18 protein-coding genes are annotated in these 18,171 nt (G+C 65.7%); 7 read left to right on the forward strand and 11 right to left on the reverse strand.

Going from position 1 to position 18,171, the window contains the following annotated elements:
• Positions 1 to 25: 25 nt before the first annotated feature.
• Positions 26 to 1,288: a diaminopimelate decarboxylase gene (gene lysA, locus M2339_RS15050; protein ID WP_264588060.1), complete on the reverse strand. Its 1,263-nt coding sequence runs from the start codon at positions 1,286 to 1,288 to the stop codon at positions 26 to 28.
• 151 nt (positions 1,289 to 1,439) lie between these two features.
• Between lysA and msrP the strand changes: the two genes are divergently transcribed.
• From msrP to M2339_RS15065, 3 genes are read left to right on the forward strand one after another with little or no spacing between them, the layout of a single operon-like run.
• On the forward strand, positions 1,440 to 2,378 hold the full coding sequence (msrP, locus tag M2339_RS15055) for a protein-methionine-sulfoxide reductase catalytic subunit MsrP (RefSeq protein ID WP_264588059.1): 939 nt from the start codon (positions 1,440 to 1,442) through the stop codon (positions 2,376 to 2,378).
• Positions 2,379 to 2,382: 4 nt separating this feature from the next.
• A complete protein-coding gene (locus M2339_RS15060) occupies positions 2,383 to 3,030 on the forward strand; it encodes a sulfite oxidase heme-binding subunit YedZ (protein ID WP_264588058.1) in 648 nt (215 codons plus the stop codon).
• 45 nt (positions 3,031 to 3,075) lie between these two features.
• Complete coding sequence (locus M2339_RS15065; RefSeq protein WP_264606455.1) at positions 3,076 to 3,951, forward strand: CHAD domain-containing protein; 876 nt, start codon at positions 3,076 to 3,078, stop codon at positions 3,949 to 3,951.
• 4 nt (positions 3,952 to 3,955) lie between these two features.
• Here the strand turns inward: M2339_RS15065 and galE are convergent, their stop codons facing one another.
• From galE to M2339_RS15110, 9 genes are all read right to left on the reverse strand, one after another.
• The gene (galE, locus tag M2339_RS15070; RefSeq protein ID WP_264588056.1) at positions 3,956 to 4,963 is read right to left on the reverse strand and encodes a UDP-glucose 4-epimerase GalE; all 1,008 of its coding nucleotides are present in this window, start codon (positions 4,961 to 4,963) and stop codon (positions 3,956 to 3,958) included.
• A 155-nt stretch (positions 4,964 to 5,118) separates the two neighbouring features.
• A complete protein-coding gene (locus M2339_RS15075) occupies positions 5,119 to 6,174 on the reverse strand; it encodes a mannose-1-phosphate guanylyltransferase/mannose-6-phosphate isomerase (protein WP_264588055.1) in 1,056 nt (351 codons plus the stop codon).
• 95 nt (positions 6,175 to 6,269) lie between these two features.
• Complete coding sequence (locus M2339_RS15080; protein WP_181561218.1) at positions 6,270 to 7,256, reverse strand: type II secretion system F family protein; 987 nt, start codon at positions 7,254 to 7,256, stop codon at positions 6,270 to 6,272.
• A 15-nt stretch (positions 7,257 to 7,271) separates the two neighbouring features.
• The gene (locus M2339_RS15085) at positions 7,272 to 8,267 is read right to left on the reverse strand and encodes a type II secretion system F family protein (RefSeq protein ID WP_264573875.1); all 996 of its coding nucleotides are present in this window, start codon (positions 8,265 to 8,267) and stop codon (positions 7,272 to 7,274) included.
• Positions 8,268 to 8,313: 46 nt separating this feature from the next.
• Positions 8,314 to 9,603, reverse strand: a complete 1,290-nt coding sequence (locus tag M2339_RS15090) for an AAA family ATPase (protein WP_264588054.1) — start codon at positions 9,601 to 9,603, stop codon at positions 8,314 to 8,316.
• Position 9,604: 1 nt separating this feature from the next.
• The gene (locus tag M2339_RS15095; protein ID WP_264571764.1) at positions 9,605 to 10,264 is read right to left on the reverse strand and encodes a CpaD family pilus assembly protein; all 660 of its coding nucleotides are present in this window, start codon (positions 10,262 to 10,264) and stop codon (positions 9,605 to 9,607) included.
• Between the two features lie 16 nt (positions 10,265 to 10,280).
• The gene (locus M2339_RS15100) at positions 10,281 to 11,729 is read right to left on the reverse strand and encodes a type II and III secretion system protein family protein (protein ID WP_264588053.1); all 1,449 of its coding nucleotides are present in this window, start codon (positions 11,727 to 11,729) and stop codon (positions 10,281 to 10,283) included.
• A gap of 1 nt (position 11,730) precedes the next feature.
• Positions 11,731 to 12,702, reverse strand: coding sequence for a Flp pilus assembly protein CpaB (cpaB, locus tag M2339_RS15105; RefSeq protein WP_181561222.1), 972 nt, complete (start codon positions 12,700 to 12,702; stop codon positions 11,731 to 11,733).
• A 55-nt stretch (positions 12,703 to 12,757) separates the two neighbouring features.
• A complete protein-coding gene (locus M2339_RS15110) occupies positions 12,758 to 13,231 on the reverse strand; it encodes a prepilin peptidase (protein ID WP_264588052.1) in 474 nt (157 codons plus the stop codon).
• A gap of 100 nt (positions 13,232 to 13,331) precedes the next feature.
• On the opposite strand from M2339_RS15110, the gene M2339_RS15115 reads away from it, so the two are divergent.
• The gene (locus M2339_RS15115) at positions 13,332 to 14,453 is read left to right on the forward strand and encodes an NAD(P)/FAD-dependent oxidoreductase (protein WP_264588051.1); all 1,122 of its coding nucleotides are present in this window, start codon (positions 13,332 to 13,334) and stop codon (positions 14,451 to 14,453) included.
• A 36-nt stretch (positions 14,454 to 14,489) separates the two neighbouring features.
• On the opposite strand, the gene M2339_RS15120 is transcribed toward M2339_RS15115, so the two are convergent.
• Positions 14,490 to 15,137: a c-type cytochrome gene (locus M2339_RS15120; protein ID WP_264588050.1), complete on the reverse strand. Its 648-nt coding sequence runs from the start codon at positions 15,135 to 15,137 to the stop codon at positions 14,490 to 14,492.
• A gap of 230 nt (positions 15,138 to 15,367) precedes the next feature.
• Between M2339_RS15120 and M2339_RS15125 the strand changes: the two genes are divergently transcribed.
• The 3 genes from M2339_RS15125 (at position 15,368) to M2339_RS15135 (ending at position 18,153) form a co-directional block, all read left to right on the forward strand.
• The gene (locus M2339_RS15125) at positions 15,368 to 15,868 is read left to right on the forward strand and encodes a MarR family winged helix-turn-helix transcriptional regulator (RefSeq protein WP_181561226.1); all 501 of its coding nucleotides are present in this window, start codon (positions 15,368 to 15,370) and stop codon (positions 15,866 to 15,868) included.
• An 89-nt stretch (positions 15,869 to 15,957) separates the two neighbouring features.
• Positions 15,958 to 16,926 (forward strand): NAD(P)-dependent oxidoreductase, encoded by a 969-nt coding sequence (locus M2339_RS15130; RefSeq protein ID WP_181561227.1) that lies wholly within the window; start codon positions 15,958 to 15,960, stop codon positions 16,924 to 16,926.
• Positions 16,927 to 16,932: 6 nt separating this feature from the next.
• Positions 16,933 to 18,153: a glycerate kinase gene (locus M2339_RS15135; RefSeq protein WP_264588049.1), complete on the forward strand. Its 1,221-nt coding sequence runs from the start codon at positions 16,933 to 16,935 to the stop codon at positions 18,151 to 18,153.
• Positions 18,154 to 18,171: the final 18 nt, after the last annotated feature.

Here is an 18,171-nt window from a genome sequence, read left to right on the forward strand (position 1 = left end):
TCCGTCTGCCCCTTGCGACCGATGCTCAGTCCTTGAGAAAATCCGGCAGGCGCTCGGCGGCGATGATCGTCTCGGGCATGATGCGGTCGGCAACGACGGCGAATTGGTCGCCATCCACCATCACTTCGGGCACCAGCGCGCGCGAATTGTAGGTGCTCGCCATCGTTGCGCCATAGGCACCGGCGGTGCGGAAGATGCCGAGATCGCCGGTCTTCACCACGTCGATATCGCGGGCCATGGCGAAGGTGTCGCCGCTCTCGCAGACCGGGCCAGCAATGTTGGCCACGATCCGCTCGCCGGTCGGCGCGACAGCCTCGAAGTCGTGGAAGGCATCGTACATGGCCGGCCGGGCGAGGTCGTTCATGGCCGCATCGACGATCACATAGGGGCGAATGACGCCGGGCTTCACCCAGATGACGCGGGTGAGCAGCACGCCGGCATTGCCGACGATCACGCGGCCCGGCTCGAAATAGAGCGTGACGTCCCAGCCCTTGGTCGCCCGTTCCACCATCGCGCCATAATCGGCGGGCGTCGGGGGTACCTTCGTGCGTTCATAGGGCACGCCGAGTCCACCACCCAGATCGATGCGGTCGATGGTGTGGCCAGCCGCGCGCAACTCGCCCATCAGCGCGCCGATCTTGCCATAGGCGGCTTCGAGCGGGGCGAGGTCGAACAACTGGCTGCCAATATGCGTGGCGATGCCGCGCAGGTTGAGGCCGGGCAGAGCGCAAAGCCGCTCGAAGATGCCGCCCGCCTGATCGATGGGAACGCCGAACTTGTTCTCCTTCATGCCGGTGGAGATCTTGGCGTGCGTGCCGGCATCGACATCCGGGTTGACGCGCAGCACGGCATCGGCGGTCTTGCCCATCGCGGCGGCGATCTCGGCGAGGACGGCGCCCTCCTCCTCCAGCTCGATGTTGAACTGGCCGATCCCGGCTTCCAGCGCCGCGCTCAGTTCAGCGCGAGTCTTGCCAACGCCGGAGAAGACGATGTCCTTGGCCGGCATGCCTGCCGCCAGCGCGCGCTGCATCTCGCCGCCCGAGACGATATCCGCGCCATAGCCCTCGCGCGCCAGCACGCGCAGCACGGAGAGATTGGGGTTGGCCTTGATGGCAAAGGCGATGTGCTTGCGGGGCAGGCCGGCCAGCGCCTCGCGGAACACGCGGGCATGGCGCTCCAGCGTCGCGCGCGAATAGATGTAGACCGGTGTCCCGACAGCCTCAGCAATTGCCGCCATCGGCACGTCCTCGGCGTGCAGCACGCCATCCCTGTAAGCGAAATGATCCATGATCTGCGCCCCTAGAGGCTGGTGCGACGGATGGAAACCGGCTTTTGCGTCTGGCGGGAGCGGATAATGCCCCTTCGGTCATGGCCATGTTCATTGCACATGCAGCCAAGGGCAGGCATTGTTCCATCTCTGGGGGCAGGAGAGTTTTGCCATGCTGATCCGTCAATCTGCCGACCTGACCGAAAACGACGTCACCGATGAAGCGCTGTATCTGCGCCGGCGCGAGTTCATTGCCGGTGTGGCCGGCATCGGCGCGGCGGGTCTGATCGCGCCGGCGGCGATGGCGGCGGATGCGCCGGCGACAGTCAAATTCTCACCCAACAAGATGAAGATCGATGAGACGCTGACGCCCTTTGCGGACGTCTCGACCTACAATAATTTCTACGAGTTCGGCACCGACAAGAGCGACCCGGCGGCCAATGCCGGCAGTCTGCGAATTGCGCCCTGGACCGTCACCGTGGATGGCTTGTGCCAGAAGCCGCGTAAGTTCGATATTTCGGACATCGTGCGCCGCTTTCCACTGGAAGAGCGCATCTACCGGATGCGCTGCGTCGAGGCCTGGTCTATGGTCATTCCATGGATCGGCTTTCCGCTCTCCGCGCTGCTGCGCGAGGTGGAGCCGCTCGGTAGCGCCAAGTTCGTGGCCTTCCAGACCCTCAATGATCCCAAGCAGATGCCCGGCCAGCGCCGGAACGTGATCGAATGGCCCTATCGCGAAGGCCTGCGGCTGGATGAGGCGATGAATCCCCTCACGCTGCTTTCGGTGGGCCTCTATGGCCGCCTGCTGCCCCGCCAGAACGGCGCGCCCATTCGCTTGGTCGTGCCGTGGAAATATGGCTTCAAGGGCATCAAGTCGATCGTGCGGATCACGCTAACCGACCGCCAGCCGCGCACCAGCTGGCAGATGCTCGCGCCCGACGAATATGGCTTTTACGGCAATGTGAACCCGGATGTGGATCATCCTCGCTGGTCGCAGGCGCGTGAGCGGCGCATCGGCGAGCTGCTGCGCCGCAAGACGCTGCCGTTCAATGGCTATGGCGATCAGGTTGCGAGCCTCTATCGCGGCATGAACCCCAAGAAGCTTTACTAACGGCATGACCAGGAAGACGCGCGATCGCCTGATCTCGGCGCTGGTCTGGCTGCTGTGCGTGGCGCCCCTACTGCTGTTCGTCTGGCAGGGCCTGACCGGTGGGCTGACGTCCAATCCCATCGAATATGTGTTGCGCGAGCTGGGTCTGTGGGGCCTGCGCTTCCTCTGTATCACGCTGGCGATCAGCCCGTTCGCCAAGCTGCTTAAGATGCCGGCGCTACTCCGTTATCGCCGCCGCATTGGCCTGTGGGCCTTTGCCTATGTGGCGCTGCATCTGGTCATGTATGTGGCAGTGGACCAGCAGTTCGGCTGGTCGTTCATCGTCGCGGATATCGTCAAGCGGCCCTATATCACCATCGGCATGGCAGCCTTCGTGCTGCTGGTCCCGCTGGCGATCACCTCCGCCAATCGCATCCGGCGCAAGATGCGCGTGCGCGCATGGCGGCGTTTGCACCAGCTTGTCTACCTCATCGCGATCATGGGCGTGGTGCATTATTTCCTGCTGGTGAAGGCCGATACGCGCTCGCCGCTGATTTATGGGGGGATCGTGGCGGCACTGCTCGGCTGGCGAGCGGTCATGCGGTTGCGCGCAGGGCCTGCGCGGCCGGCTTCCGCAGCATCCCAGCTGGACCAGCCTGCCCCGAGCCTTTAGCGTCAGGCCCGTCATCAGGGGGATGGGCGCGACATGCCGTTTCGGTTGAGATCGTCCGATACATCCGTGGAGGAGGGTTTCCGCCGGATCGCCTGCGAGCGGCTGGATGAAGCGCTCGCTCTCATTCGCGGCGTTGAGGAGCCGCCCGCGCGGATCGTTCATCAGCTGCGGCGGACCTGCAAGGCGATGCGCGGCCTGCTGCGGCTCGTCCGCCCCGCCTTTCCAGCCTATCAAACCGAAAATGCCGCCTTCCGGGATATCGCAGCAATGCTTTCCGGCGCGCGGGACAGCGCGGTGCTGATCGAGACGCTGGATAGCCTGAACGATGCGGACGAGGCGCGCCAGGATTGGACGACGCTGCGGTCCCACTGGGCAGTGCCGGGGCATGATGCTGCCGGGGCTATGGCCGAGCAGATCGAGGGATGTCGGGCGCCGTTTCTCGCCGCCCGCGTCCGCGCGCCGACATGGGCGCTCAGCGCGCGGGGCGAGGACGCGATCCTGCCGGGCTTGCGCAAGACGTACCGACAGGCCCGGCAAGCGATGCGCGGGCTCGAGGCCGTCAGCGGAACGCCCGCTGCTGCGCAAGCCAGTCATGCATGGCGCAAGCACGTCAAATATCACGGCCAGCACGTCCGGTTACTGAGCCGATTGAACCCGGAACAGGCCAAGCGGCGCCTTGCCAGGATCGATCGTCTCGGCGACCTACTGGGCGACCGGCACGATCTCGACATGCTGATCGCGCGCCTGCGTCAGGATGGCGGATTGCTGTCCGACCCCGCTGCAGCGGCGCAACTCGCTGCCTTGGCGCACAAACGCGCCGAGGCTCTTGCCCGCAAGGCGACCCGGCTGGGCAAGGCGTTGTTCGCGGAGAAACCCTCAGACTTCGCCGCGCACTGGGCCATCCCGCCGCACCGGCGCTAACCGTTCAGCTGTCGCCGCGGATGTCCGAGAGTTTGCGCTCCCATGCCAGCGCGTGATCGACGATGGTGTTGAGGTCCGCATAAGCGGGCTGCCAGGGCAGCGTGGCCTTGATGCGGCGGTTGTCGGAGATGAGCGCCGGCGGATCGCCAGCGCGCCGGCCTTCGATGCGGCGCTCCACCTTGCGGTTCGTCACCCGGTCCACCGCGTCGAGTACGTCCAGCACCGAGAAGCCACGGCCATAGCCGCAGTTCATCGTCAGATTGCGCTCCGGCTCGGCCATGAGCGCTTCCAGCGCCAGCACATGTGCGGCAGCCAGATCGCTCACATGGATGTAATCGCGCACACCGGTGCCATCCGGCGTGTCGAAATCCGTGCCGAAGACCGCGACGCTCTCGCGCTTGCCCAGTGCCGCTTCCACCGCGACCTTGATGAGGTGGGTCGCACCCGCCGTCGACTGGCCGGACCGCCCCTGCGGGTCCGCGCCGGCGACGTTGAAATAGCGCAGCGCGCAGAAATTGAGCGGATGGGCCGCGGCGACGTCCGCCAGCATGATCTCGGTCATCAGCTTAGACATGCCGTAAGGGTTGATCGGCTGCTTGGGGCTGTCTTCGGGCACCGGGCTTTCCTTCGGAATACCGTAGGTGGCGGCGGTGGAGGAAAAGATGAAGTGCGGCACGCCGGCCTGAACAGCCGCCTCGATGAGGGCGCGGCTGTTGGCGGTGTTGTTGCGATAATATTTGAGCGGATTCTCGACGGATTCAGGAACGATGATGGAGCCTGCGAAGTGCATGATGCCCTTGACGTCATGCTGCCGCAGCACGCCTTCCATGAACGCGGCGTCGCCGATATCGCCTTCCACGAACGCGGCTTTCTCATGCACGGCCCAGCGGAAGCCGGTGGTGAGATTATCGACCACGACGACCGGCCATCCCCCATCAACCAGCGCCAGCACGGCGTGGCTGCCGATATAGCCGGCGCCGCCGGTGACGAGGATGGTGGGCTTGTCGGTCATCGGATTGTCCTTGCTGCGTGGGGCCGCCTTGCCACGAGCGTGTTGAGCTTGGAAGTGCCCTTTGCCGCTCTACACGAACTGCGCGACAACCGGCAGGACGATCATCAACGCCAAGACGATCAGCAGTGCCCGCAGCCAGTGAGGGCGGGCGCGATTCATGACCGCCCCGACCGCTCGCTCAGCGCCGCGACAGCCTTGCGGACATCCTGAGAGCGCCCGCGCGGCAGGATGACGATCTCGTCGCCCGATGCGATGACGATCAGGTCCTCCGCCCCGACGACGGTCACGGCCGGGCCATCGCTGCGGATCAGGCAGCCCCTGGCATCAATGGCATAGGCAGCGCCTTGCAGGGCATTGTCCGCCTCATCCTTGTCGGCGAGGTCGTAGAGCGCATCCCAACTCCCCACGTCGGACCAGCCCATGCTGACCGGGACGCAGGCGACCTTGTCCGCCCGTTCCATCACCGCATAATCGATCGAGTCGGACGGGCATTGCGCGAAGGCTGCGGCATCTGGCAGAATTGCGGCACCCTGGCGGGTGGCTGCCGCCATCGCCGCGCGCGCAGCGGCCAACATCGCCGGCTGGTGCGTCGCCAGTGCGGCCAGAAAGTCGCGGGCGCCAAACAGGAAGATGCCGGCGTTCCAAACATGCCCGCCCTGTGCGAGCATCTGCGCGGCGCGCGTCGCGTCAGGCTTTTCGACAAAGCGGCTGACCGTGTTGACGCCCGCAGCCAGTTCGTTCCCGAGCGCGATATAGCCAAAACCAGTTTCCGGTGCGGTCGGCTCGATACCGAAGGTCACGAGCCAGCCATCGGCGACCAGCGGCCGGGCGCGCTCGATGGCGGCATGGAAAGCCGGGACGTCAGCGATCACATGATCGCTCGGCATCACCAGCAGGGCGCTGTCGCTCTCTTCCAGAGCCAACGCCGCCAGCGCGATGGCGGGCGCCGTGTTGCGGGCGCTCGGCTCGAGTATCAGCGTCAACTCGGGCCCCGCCTGCTTGCGGATGATCTCGGCATGGGCCGCGTTCGCAACAACCAGGGGCGTCGCGCCGCCTTCGAGACCGGCCACCCGGCCCAGCGTCAGCTCGAACATGGTTTCCGGCGCCGTGAGAGCGATGAATTGCTTGGGATGCTCGCTGCGGCTGACCGGCCAGAGCCGCGTGCCCGATCCTCCCGAAAGGATGACCGGCGTGATGATCTGAGCGGGCAATGACGGTCTCCTGATAGTCCGTGCCAAATGGCGATTCTGGCCCTAGTGGCGCAGGGACGGCCTGACCGCAAGGCGGCCCGCGATGTAACCTGAGGTTACAGCAACGCCTTCTTGATGGAGCAGGCCGCCGGGCCAAGAATGACGACGAACAGCGTCGGCAGGATGAACAGGATCAGCGGGATGGTCATGATCGCCGGCAGGCGCGCCGCTTTTTCCTCGGCGCGCATCATGCGCTCATGACGGAATTCGGCGGAGAGGATGCGCAGCGCAGAGGCCAGCGGCGTGCCGTATTTCTCGGTCTGGATCATCGTGGTGACGACACCTTTGAGCGCCTCGACATCCACCCGCTCGGCCAGATTCTCGAAGGCCATGCGCCGCTCGGTGAGGAAGGAGAGCTCGATGGAGGTGAGTTGAAATTCCTCGCCCAGTTCGGGATAGGCCGAGCCCAGTTCGCGGGCGACGCGCGCGAAGGCGGCGTCTACGGTCAGGCCGGCCTCGGCGCAGATCACCAGCAGATCGAGCGCATCGGGAATACCCTTGCGGATCGCATCGGAGCGCTTGGTGACCTTGTTGCCGACATAGAGGTCCGGCGCCTTGTAGCTGAGCAGCAGGGCCCCGGCGAAGGCGCCGAACTTCTTGAGCGGCCCCCAGTGCGGCCAGAGGTCAAGACCGTAGATCAGCAGAGCCGCCGAGCCGCCCACGGCGATCGGCAGCACCAGCCGCGCGAAGATGACCGCGATAGCATATTCCTTGGAGCGGATGCCGGCTTGGGCGAGCTTCTTCTGCGCATCCCGCAACTGATCGTCCTGCAGCACCTTGAGCGAGGACAGGAAGCGCTGCATCCAGTCCGTCGTGTCGCTCTGGTGGACGATCTTGGTCCGCCGCTTGGACGGGGCAACGATGATGCCGGCCTTGAGCTGCTCGCGGCGATCGTTCAGCGCCCGCAGTCGCCGACCCATCGGGTTGCGCACGGTCGTAGCGGCGTAGAGCGCGACCAGCACGGCGAAGGTCGCCATGGCGGCAAGCAAGGTGCCGAGATCGGCTGCGGTGAGGCCAAAGAGCGTAGCGCCGGTGGATTGCATGATCGCGCGCTCCCCTCAGATCTCGAAGCTGATCATCTTGGCCATGATGAACACACCGATGCTCATCCACATCATCGCGCCGATGGCGATGACCTGCATCAGGCTGAGGCCGAACACGCCATTGGGATCGCCGATGAAAAAGGCCGACATATATTTGAAGTTGATCCAGCTGATCAGCCCGAAGACGATGAAGGGCAGAGCGCCGATGATGTAGGCCGATGCCTTGGATTCGGACGACATGGCGCGAATCTTCAGCTTCATCTGCGCGCGCTGGCGCAGAACGTTGCTGAGGTTGGCGAGCGTTTCGGCCAGATTGCCGCCCGTCTCGCGCTGGATGTTGATGGTGATGCAGAAGAACTTGAATTCCGCCGTGCCGAGGCGGGCGGCGGTTTCCTGCAGCGCCTGGTCCATCGACTGGCCGATCTTGATCCGCTCGGTGATGAGCTTGAATTCCTCACCCACCGGCCCGGGGATTTCCTGGCTGACGACCATCATTGTCTCGCCCACCGGCAAGCCAGAACGCAGGCCGCGCACGAGCAGGTCGAGCGCGTCAGGGAAATTGGTAGTGAACTTGTTGACCCGCCGCGCAATCAGCCGACCGACGACGAAATGCGGAATCCCGAAGCCGATCGCAATCGCGACGAGCACCGACAGAAGAAACGAATAATCGCGCAGCACCATGATGGCGAGCACGCCAATCGCCAGCGCAACGGATGTCGTGACATATTGGCTGAGCGTCCATTTCTTGCCCGTCATGCGCAGTCGGGTGGCGAGCAGTTCCGGGTTCGGGATCAGCGATGTGAACAGATGCCCCTGATCGAGCCCCCGCGCGGCAATCGCCTTGCGCATCCGCGCTTCGATCTGGTTGCTCTCGCTGCTTGCATGGCGCCCACGAATGGCGGCGATCCGGCGGCTCCCGACGCGGTCGGCGGACGGCCCGGAGAGGGCCATGACCAGCAAGGCGATGGCCATCGCCGCGAGCAAGATCAGCAGGAGAAGCTGGCTATTCATCAGGGTCTCATCCAGTTACGTCTTGCTCGCAGGCGCTTGCGCCGCGTCAATCATTGCCCGGCACAGGATCGGCATCCATCTTCTTCTTCGCCTTGCCGGGGATCTTCACCTCCAGCAGCCGGCCGATCAGCGATCCGCCGCTCTTGCCTTTGGCGCCCGTCTCGGCGAGGTCTGCCGAGTTCAGTCGGTTGCTCAGATCGAGCAAGGCCTGGCCCAGCTTGCTGGAGCGGCCGCTTTCCGCTGCCGTCTTGCCCAGCTTGGCCGCCTGGGCGGTGACCTTGGCGTCATAGGGCAGCACCACGTCGATGGCCCGCTCGATGCTCTGCTCGAAGTCCTTGCGGGTGATCTCCGCCACGCCGACCTGCACCTTGTTGGCGGCTACGATCACCTGCGATTGCGGGGCGTTCGTCTTGAGCCAGGAGAGGATGCGGATGGTGTCGCGGGCCGCCGCGAGCGTGAAGTCGGTGATCAGCACGATGGCGCTGGATTCATGGATCAAATGCGGGTGCTGGACCAACATGCCACGCGGCATATCCACGAACGTCCATTCGAAAGCAGACCGCAGCTCTTCCTCCAGCTGGAAGTAAGCCGATCCGTCCGTCAGCAATGGCTGGCTGATCGGCGCTTCGGCCGAGAGCACGGCCAGCGTTTCGCTGGCGCGGACCATGGCGCGCTCGATGAAGAGCCCGTCGATGCGGCTGGGATTTTCCACCGCATCAGTGAGGCCGCGCCCCGGTTCGAGATCGAGCGCGAGGGCGCCGGTGCCGAAATGCACGTCGAGATCGAGCAGGGCAGTCGAGCGCTTGCCCCGCGCGCTGGTGAGATAAGCGAGTGACGTGGCGACAGTGGAGGCGCCGACGCCCCCGCGCGCGCCAACGACAGAGACCATCATGTGCGCCCGCTCACTCGCCACCTCGGCCTTGGGCGTCAGGAAGACCGCCTGAGCGCCGGTGAGAATGTCGCGCATGGTGTCGACGGCGAGCGGTTTGAGCAGATAATCCTGCAGCCCGCTGGCGACGAGATCGCGGTACAGGCGCACGTCGTTCACCTGCCCCGAGGCAATCACCACCGTGCCCGGCTCGCACACTTCCGCCAGACTGTTGATGTCGGTGAGCGGGTCAGCCGATTCGGAGAGGTCGACGAAGAGAATGTTGGGGCTTGCAGACATCGAGAGCGACTGCACGGCATTGCGCAGCCCGCCCTTGTAGAGCTTTTCGGTGGGCCAACCCATCTCCTGCACCGCCGTCCGCAGTACCTCAAGGCTATGATCGTCGCAGACATAGGCGTGAAACGCATCGCGGCCATGCGGTCCGCCGGCTTTCCAGGGTGCGTTCATCTCACTTGCCTCCCACCGACATGCCCTGCAGGCCGCCGGCGCCCGTCGGGGCCGTCTCCTGATAGGTCTTGATGGCTTTGCTGTTCACGACGTTGGTGACGTCCAGACCGCCCTCGCGTCCTTCGACCAGGTCGCGTGGATCGGCGACCATGGCTGCGAGGTTGGTGGCCATGGCACAACCATAATTGTCGCTCAGGCCGCCACTCAAATTGGCTTCCGCCTTGTCCCGCCATGTCGGACAGCCCGGCACGCTGGCGACCGAGCGGCTGACCACGACGCGCAGGCCGCCGATGGGCGGTGCGCCTGCCGTCAGTGGCGCCTCGCCATCCACGAGCAGGCCGTAGCGCCCCACGACCTGCGTCACGCCATCGCGCAGCGCCAGAGAACCGCTGGTATCGCCGGCGAGCGTCACATGGTCGCCATAGCCAAGGCCGAGGGCGTTGAACCAGACGGTCAACCGGCGCTCGTCCATGCGGCTGAGCGTGCCTGCGCCGTCCGGGCTCAGGTCGAAGACGAAATCGGTGCGCTCGACGACCGGCTGATGCACTGGCTCGACCCCGCGATTGACCTCGCGGGAGCGGGCATTGGCGGACTGACCGATGAGGGCCAGTGCCATCAGGGTTGTGGTGCCGGCTGTGCGGAAGAAGCTTGTCTTGGTCATCTCTCGTCCTTCCACCTCAGAAGCTGAAGCCGGGTGCGGCATTGCCCGAGCGCGCGGCGACGCTGCCCTGCTCGACCGTCTTGGGGGGCAGGGCTTGGGGCGTGGGCCGGGCATCGCCGGATCTGCCGTCCTGGATCTGCCCGCCCAGAATGCGTTGCGCGTCATCGGCATTGCGATAACCGTCAGTCGGCAGCGCGATCTGGCGCGCGTCGACCGGGCGCACGAGATAGGGCGTGACGATGATCACCAGCTCGGTTTCCTGACGCCTATAGCTCTGCGACTTGAACAGATTGCCGAGGATGGGGATGTCGCCCAGGAACGGCGTCTTCTCGATCGTGTTGCCGCTCGCCGTGGAGAGCAGGCCGCCGATCATGAAGCTCTGGCCCGAGCCGAGTTCCACGGTCGTCTCCGCGCGGCGGGTCTGGATGCCGGGAATGTCGAACCCACTCACGCGCACCGCGGAGCTGCTGTCGAGCTGCGAGACCTCGGGCCGCACGCGCATCGAGATGCGGCCATTGGCGAGCACCGTGGGGGTGAATGCCAGACTGACGCCATATTGCTTATATTCGACGCTGACCTGCTGCTGGGTTGCGATGGGGATCGGCACCTCGCCGCCCGCGAGGAAACTCGCCGTCTCGCCGGAGAGCGCCGTCAGGTTCGGATTGGCCAGCGTGACCGCAAGGCCCTGATTTTCGGCCACATCGAGCGTGCCGAGCACATCGAGGCCCAGCAGATTGCCAGAGAAGGCCATGGACGTGCCGTTCTCGATGACGTTGAACTGGCCCGTCGCCAGCGATCCGGGATTGCCGCGACCGATGCCGAACAGGAAGCCACCCGTCGTGTCCTGCGTGATGAGGTTGAAGCCCAGCGATTTCGTGAAGTTCTTGTTCACTTCCGCAATGCGGACCTGCAGGTTGACCTGCAGCGGCGTCGCGGTGCGCAGCCGGCTGACCACATTGGTGTCGGCGCCCGAGAAGGCCTGAACGAGCCGCTGGACCTCGGCAGCGTCTTCCGGTGCGGCGACGGTGCCGGTGAGCAGCACCATGCCGTTCATGGTGTTCACCTGCACATCCGATTCAGGCATGGCGAGGCGGAGCATCTGGTCGATGCTGGTGATGTTGTTCCCCACCCGCACGGCATTGGCGTAGAGCATCTTGCCATCACGCGCCGTGATGAACACGTTGGTTTCGCCCGATGCCTTAGCGATCAGATAGACCTGCCGCTGCGAGCGGACATGCACATCGACCACATTGGGGTTGGCGATCACCACGTCGGTGAGATTGGCCGGCAGGTTGATCACCCGGCTTTCGCCAACGGCCAGCAGCAGCGTGCCGTCCGTCTTGGGCGCCATGGTCGCCTGGGCATGAAGGGCCGGCGCAACGGTAGCGCTGACGGTCAGGGCGAGCGCGGTGGCGAGAACGCCGGTCGCGGTGCGCGCCATACGGAGCCTGGACGGGCTGTTCATCTCACTTGCTCCCCAGCTCGACATTGGTGACCGCCGTCCCCCGCGCCACGCGCACCATCGGACCATTGCCGGACGGTGCGCCCGAGGGGTCGATGGGTTTGGCGGGAACGGTGCTGCGCTGGTAGCGCGACACGTCGGCACCGGTGGAATAGGTGGAGCGGCCATCGACCGGCCGCGCAGCGGTGATCAGCGTGTTGCCGCCATTCTCGGCATCCACCGCATCGATGTCGCCGGAGGCCAGCGCGGCTTCCAGCTCCTGCGTGTTGTCGGCAAGCGAGCGCAGGGCCAGCGACAGCGCGCCAACGGTCTGCGCGACGCTGATCTTTTCGGCCATGCGCGGCGTGACTTCCATGGTCACGTTGGAGAATGTCCGCACCACCGGATTGCCCGATTCGTCGAGGGCGTTGGTGCGTTGATCGGTCGCCAGCACGCGCAGGTTACGCAGGATGGTCTCGGAGACTTTGAGGGGCGGGCCGTCGCCGCCGCCGGGCACGCTCTGCGTGAGCACCAGGTCGACGCGGTCACCGGGGAAAACAAAACCAGCAACGCTGCTCTGCACGGAGACAGGCACTGTCACGGCGCGCATGCCGGGGCTGAGGGCTGCGGCGAGGAAGCCGCGGTCGCCCGGCTTGATCAGCGATCCCTGCGTGACCGGCTGGCCTGCCGCGATGGCGGTGCGCACGACCGCGCCGACCATCTGAGCCTCGTCGGCTTTCCCCTGAATATAATAGGCGTCCTCGACCAGTTCCTTGGGCCAGGGTTGGAAGCGATAGGCATCCGGCCCGACGATCGTCCCGACAGGCAGCGGCTTGGTCGCCACCAGCACATGCGGCATCTGCGCGGTATCGGGCATGGCCGATGCCGTTGCCTGTGGCGATCCCCCGCCGCTGGTGAACATGGACCGGGCGAGAAACGCCGCCGCCACCGCTATGATCAACGCGCCAGCAAGCAGCGCGATCTTCTTCGGTTCCATTTCGAAACTCGCCTCCAGTCGGCGGAGCCACCCCCGGCCCCAATCCGCGTGATCATTAAGTCAAATGGTTAAGATAGCGTTCGCCGAGAACCCAAAGGCCCGCGAGCGCGATGGCGACGCCGTAGGGGATCTCCGGCTGGCCGATTCGGCGCGTCGTCCGGTGGTGGACGACGGTCACGATGGTGACCAGGCCGCCGATCAGCGCCATGACGATGATGAGGGTCGACATTGCCGCCAGCGGAAGCCACAAGGCCAGCGCGCCAAGCATCTTGACGTCGCCCCCGCCCATCATGCCGAGCGCGAACAAGCCCGTGAACAGCAGGAAAACTGCGGCGGCAAGGCCGACTTGCAGCAGAACGTCAGGATAGAAGGACAGGCCATTGGCCCACCACCAGCAGGGCGCGAGCAGCGCGATGGACAGATTGAGGCGGTTGGATATGATTCGGCTGCGCAAGTCCGTCGTCGCTCCCCATATGAGGAGCAAAGCCAGCACGGCGCTGAGCGCTGTCGATATCCAGACACCCGACATGATGGGGCACGACTAGAGTGTACGCCTTACCAAAGCGTAACCACTATCTGGCGCGCATTCCCTGGCTTTGCCGGGCTGCCGCCGATTCGGAGCGGCGCCGATGACCTCGGTCGATATCCTTATCGTCGGCGGCGGTATCGCCGGGTTCAGTCTGGCCGCAGGCATAGCCGGCAGCGCTCGGGTCATTCTCATCGAGCAGGAAGATCAGCCCGGCTATCACGCGTCCGGGCGGTCGGTGGCGTTCTGGGAAGAGACCTATGGTGGTCCCGGCGTACAGCCGTTGACCAGTGCGAGCGGGCCGATGCTGGCGCGGCCGGAACCGTCATTTTCCGAGCATGGCTTTCTCTCGCCGCGCGGCGCCATCCACCTTGGCCGCCATGATCAGCAGGGGCTTGCCGACCGCTTGATCGCCGATTTCGCGAGCAGCCATGTCCAGTTCACGCGACTCGGGCGTGAGGCGGTTGCCGAGGCCGTGCCGGGCATCCGTGACGAATGGACGATCGGTGTCGCGGCCCCCTCCTGTGCGGACATCGATACCGGCGGGCTTCTCGCTGCCTATCGGCGGGCCGCACGACGCGGCGGCGTGGAAGAGCGGCTGACGAATCGGCTGCTTTCAGCGCGCCGCGAGGGCGCTGGCTGGGCTGTGGAGACCAGCGACGGGCCGCTGTCGTGCGGCATCATCGTCGATGCAGCCGGCGCCTGGGCCGATGATGTCGCCCGGCGTTGCGGCGTCGTGCCGCTGGGCATCACGCCCCTGCGCCGGACGGTCGTGCAACTGCGCTGCCCAACGGCGCCCGCGCATGTCCCGCTGGTCATCGCGCTCGATGGAAGCTTCTACTTCAAGTCGGAAGGGCAGGGGCGCTTGTGGGTGACCCCGCATGACGAAACGCCGGACGATGCACGCGACGTGGTGCCGGAAGAGCTGGATGTCGCGCGCGCGGTCGATCGGTTCATGCAGGTCACCGACTGGCCGGTCGCGGCCGTGGAGCATAAATGGGCAGGACTCCGTAGCTTCGCGCCCGACCGGCTGCCGGTCTATGGCTATGATGCGGCTGTGCCCGGCTTTTTCTGGTTCGCGGGACAGGGCGGTTTCGGCATGCAAACGGCGCCGGCCGCAGCACAGATCGGCGCGGCCACGTTGCTCGACGAGGCGCTGCCGACGGCGGTCCGGCACATCGATGCATCCATCTACGCGCCGGATCGGTTCGGGTCGTCCCGCTGAAGCCGGACCTTATTGGCTCGGCTTCAGCCTGGCGGCTTATTTGAGGGTCTGAAGATAGGCGATGACGTCGGCGCGCTTGGCATCGTCGGCAATGCCCGCGAACGCCATCTTCGTGCCCGGCATCGCCTTCATCGGCGAGCGCAGATAGGTGTTCAGCGCAGATGCCGACCAGGTAATGCCGCTGCCCTTGACGGCCGGCGAGTAATTGAACCCGGCGAGCGTGCCGGCCTTGCGGCCGACCACGCCGTGGAGCGACGGGCCAAGACCATTTTTGTCAGGCTCGACAGAGTGGCACACGCGGCATTGTGCGAACAGCTTGGCACCATTGGCGGCATCGCCCTCCGGCGCGGCAGCCGGAGCACTGGCGGGTGCCGAGGTTGCGACCTTCGCGGGGGCCGGTGCGGCCGCTGCGGTTTCCTTGGGTGCTGCGGTTTCGGCGGCAGGCTTTGTCGCTGCAGCCTCTGTCGCCCCGGCAGCCGGCGCGGGTGTCGCCGCCGCCTGATTGCTGGCTTCATTTGTGACAGGCACCACCGCCGCGTTCACGGCGTTTTCCTGCACATTGTCAGGTTCGGAAACATTGTTCTGGACCGGTTCGGCACTGCCGCCACAGGCCGAAAGCACGGCAAGGCAAGGCAGGATCAGGGCAGCGTGAGCGCGAGTCGACAGCGCGCGAAGGGTGGACATTGCAGCAACTCCCAACAATCTTTTCTGTCGTCCTCTCCAACCCTCACGGGCTTGTGCCCAAGCATCTGGCGTGGCGGACGGGCAGCGTCAACACTCAATTGTGCATTGCGATACGCCGGCCGGCTGGGCGGCAATCCGGCCGGGCTTCAGCTCTCGGGTTGACAGGGGGCAAATGATCGGGCCTTTGGAACGACTTGCAATCAGGCGCGCCGGCCACGTGGGGGTTACTATTGGCTGAGAATTCTGAGGAACCGGCAGCCATCGTCCTGCCGACGATCACCGGTGGGAGCCGGCTGGATCGCGAATATGGGTTCACCTATCGCATGATCCTCGTCGCGCGCCGTTATCGCGCGATGCTGGACGAGCGCTTGCGTCCGCTGGGCTATGGCTCGGCCCGCATGGAAGCGCTCTCGACGATCGCCCGGTCGCCGGAACCGAGTGCTCAGATTGCCATCGCCAAGCGGATCGGCATTGAAGGGCCGACCCTGACGCGGATGCTCGATACACTGGAAGCCGATGGGCTGGTGGTGCGGTTGCAGGACCCCAGCGACCGGCGCACCAAGCTGATCCAACTCACGCCGGCCGGGCAGGAGGCGCTGGATGAAATCATGGCTGTTGCCCACGCTTTCCGTGCGTCCGTGCTGGAAGGGCTGAGCGACAAGGAGATCGATCAGGTCAATGTCGTCACCGACAAGCTCATGAGATTGCTGTACGAATCTCCAATGGGCTGATTGCCCGTCGGGTCCGTTGCATCAGGCGCTGGACTTGGCATGCCGCGCTAGATAGTTGCATTGCGAACGATCTAGGGAGAGCGATCCGCATGGCAACGGGCACGAACGAGCAGGCAGCGCACGGCGCGCCGCGCATTGTGCATCTCGACAAGATAACGATGGGCGGGTTCGAGATTCCCCGGCCCGATATCGCGCATGAGTGGATCGAGCATGATTTCACCGAGCCGCAGGATGTGGCGGCTCGCCTCGCCGGCGCGCAGGTGGCGATCATCAACAAGGTGCGGCTGGACGCCGCCATGCTTGCCGCGCTGCCGGACCTCAAGCTCATTGCCGTGACGGCGACCGGGACGGACGTGGTCGACAGCGTCGCGGCCAAGGCCCGGGGCATCGAAGTGCGCAATGTGGTGGGTTACGCCGGCACATCCGTCGCCGAGCATGTGATGATGCTGATTCTCGCGCTCGCTCGCGGGCTGGTGCCGTTCCGCAATTCGGTTGTCGATGGCCAATGGGAGAATGGCCAGGCCTTTTGCGTCTTCGCTGCACCCGTGCGGGATCTTGCCGGGCAGCGGCTCGGCCTGTTCGGCAGCGGCGCGATTGCGCAGGCCGTCGCCAGCCGCGCGCAGGCGATGGGCATGGATGTTGTGTTCGCCGGGCGCCAGGGGCAGCCGGCCGGTGAGGGACGTATGGCCTTCGAGGAGGTGCTGGCGACCAGCGACATCATCAGCCTGCATTGCCCGCTGACGGACGACACGCGGCACATGCTCAACGCGCAGACGCTGGCCGGCATGAAGGCCGGTGCCGTCATCATCAACACCGCGCGCGGCGCCCTGATCGATCTCGATGCGCTGGAGGACGCGCTGGCGTCAGGCCATATCGGCGGCGCCGGAATCGATGTGGCGCCGGTCGAGCCGCCGCCACCGGGCAGCCCCATTCTGCGCCTTGCTCAACGCGACAATGTGATCGTCACGCCGCACTCGGCGTGGCTGAGCGCTCAGGCGGTGACGGAAGTGGCGCGGCGCACCGGCGAGAATGTCGCAACCTTCCTGGCGGCGCGCTAAATGGCCATGAACCGGCGCGCTTTGCTGGAGGAGGCTTTTGCCGTCGCGGTTGCGGCGTGCAAGCGGCCCGAGACGATCATTGCGGCCCTGCCGCCCCGGCCCAAAGGGCGCGTGCTCGTCATCGCCGCAGGCAAGGGCGCCGTGCCGATGGCGCAGGCGGTGGAGCAGCACTGGCCGGATGCCACCGGCCTCGCCGTGACCCGCACCGGCTATGGCGGCCCGCTCACCCGCATCGAGCTGGTCGAAGCCAGCCATCCCGTGCCGGATGCTGCAGGTCTTGCGGCGGCAGAGCGCTGCCTAGCTCTGGCTGAGAGCGCCGAGGAAGGCGATCTGCTGCTGGTGCTGCTTTCGGGCGGGGCCTCGGCCCTGCTCGCAGCGCCATCCCCGCCACTCGATCTCGCGGCCAAGCAGGCGGTGACCCGCGCGCTGGTGCGCTCCGGCGCGTCGATCGGCGAGATCAACATGGTGCGGCGCCACCTGTCGCGCATCAAGGGCGGACGCCTCGCGGCGGCTGCCTGGCCGGCGCAGGTCGTCACCCTTGCCGTCTCGGATGTGGTCGGCGATGTGCCGCAGGACATCGGCTCCGGCCCGACCGTGGGCGATGAAAGCACGGTGGCGCAGGCACAAGCGGTGCTGGCGCGCTATGGCATCGCCGATCCGGGCGGCTGGAGCGAATCGGTCAAGCCGGATGATCCCCGCCTGGCGGGAAGCCGGTTCGACGTGGTCGTCCGCCCTGATGACGCGCTGGATGCCGCCGCCGCATTTTTGCAGGCGCAGGGTTATGAACCGGTCATTCTCGATCGGGAGGCCCATGGCGATGCGCGCGAAGTCGCGCGCCGTCATGCCCAGACCGCGATCCTGGCGCATAATCGCACCCAACGCTGCGCGCTGCTCTCGGGCGGCGAATTGACGGTGACGGTTGCCGGCCACGGGGTCGGTGGTCCCAATCAGGAATATGCGCTGGAGCTGGCCGGGCAGATCGCCGACCATCCCGGCGTCGCCGCGCTGGCCGCCGATACGGACGGGGTGGACGGCAACCGGGATGTCGCGGGCGCCTATGTCGATGGCGAAACCGGCTTTGCGCTGGACGAGGCCGGCATCGATGTTGAGGCGGTGCAGGCCGCCAACGATGCCGGGGGTGCTCTTGGTCAGGTGGGTGCGCTGTTCACGCCCGGACCGACGCTCACCAACGTCAACGACTTGCGGATCATCCTGGTCGATCCTTGACGGCTCGACATCGCAAGC

It is taken from the genome of Sphingobium sp. B2D3C (assembly GCF_025961835.1).
In the GTDB taxonomy this organism is placed as follows: Bacteria; Pseudomonadota; Alphaproteobacteria; order Sphingomonadales; family Sphingomonadaceae; genus Sphingobium.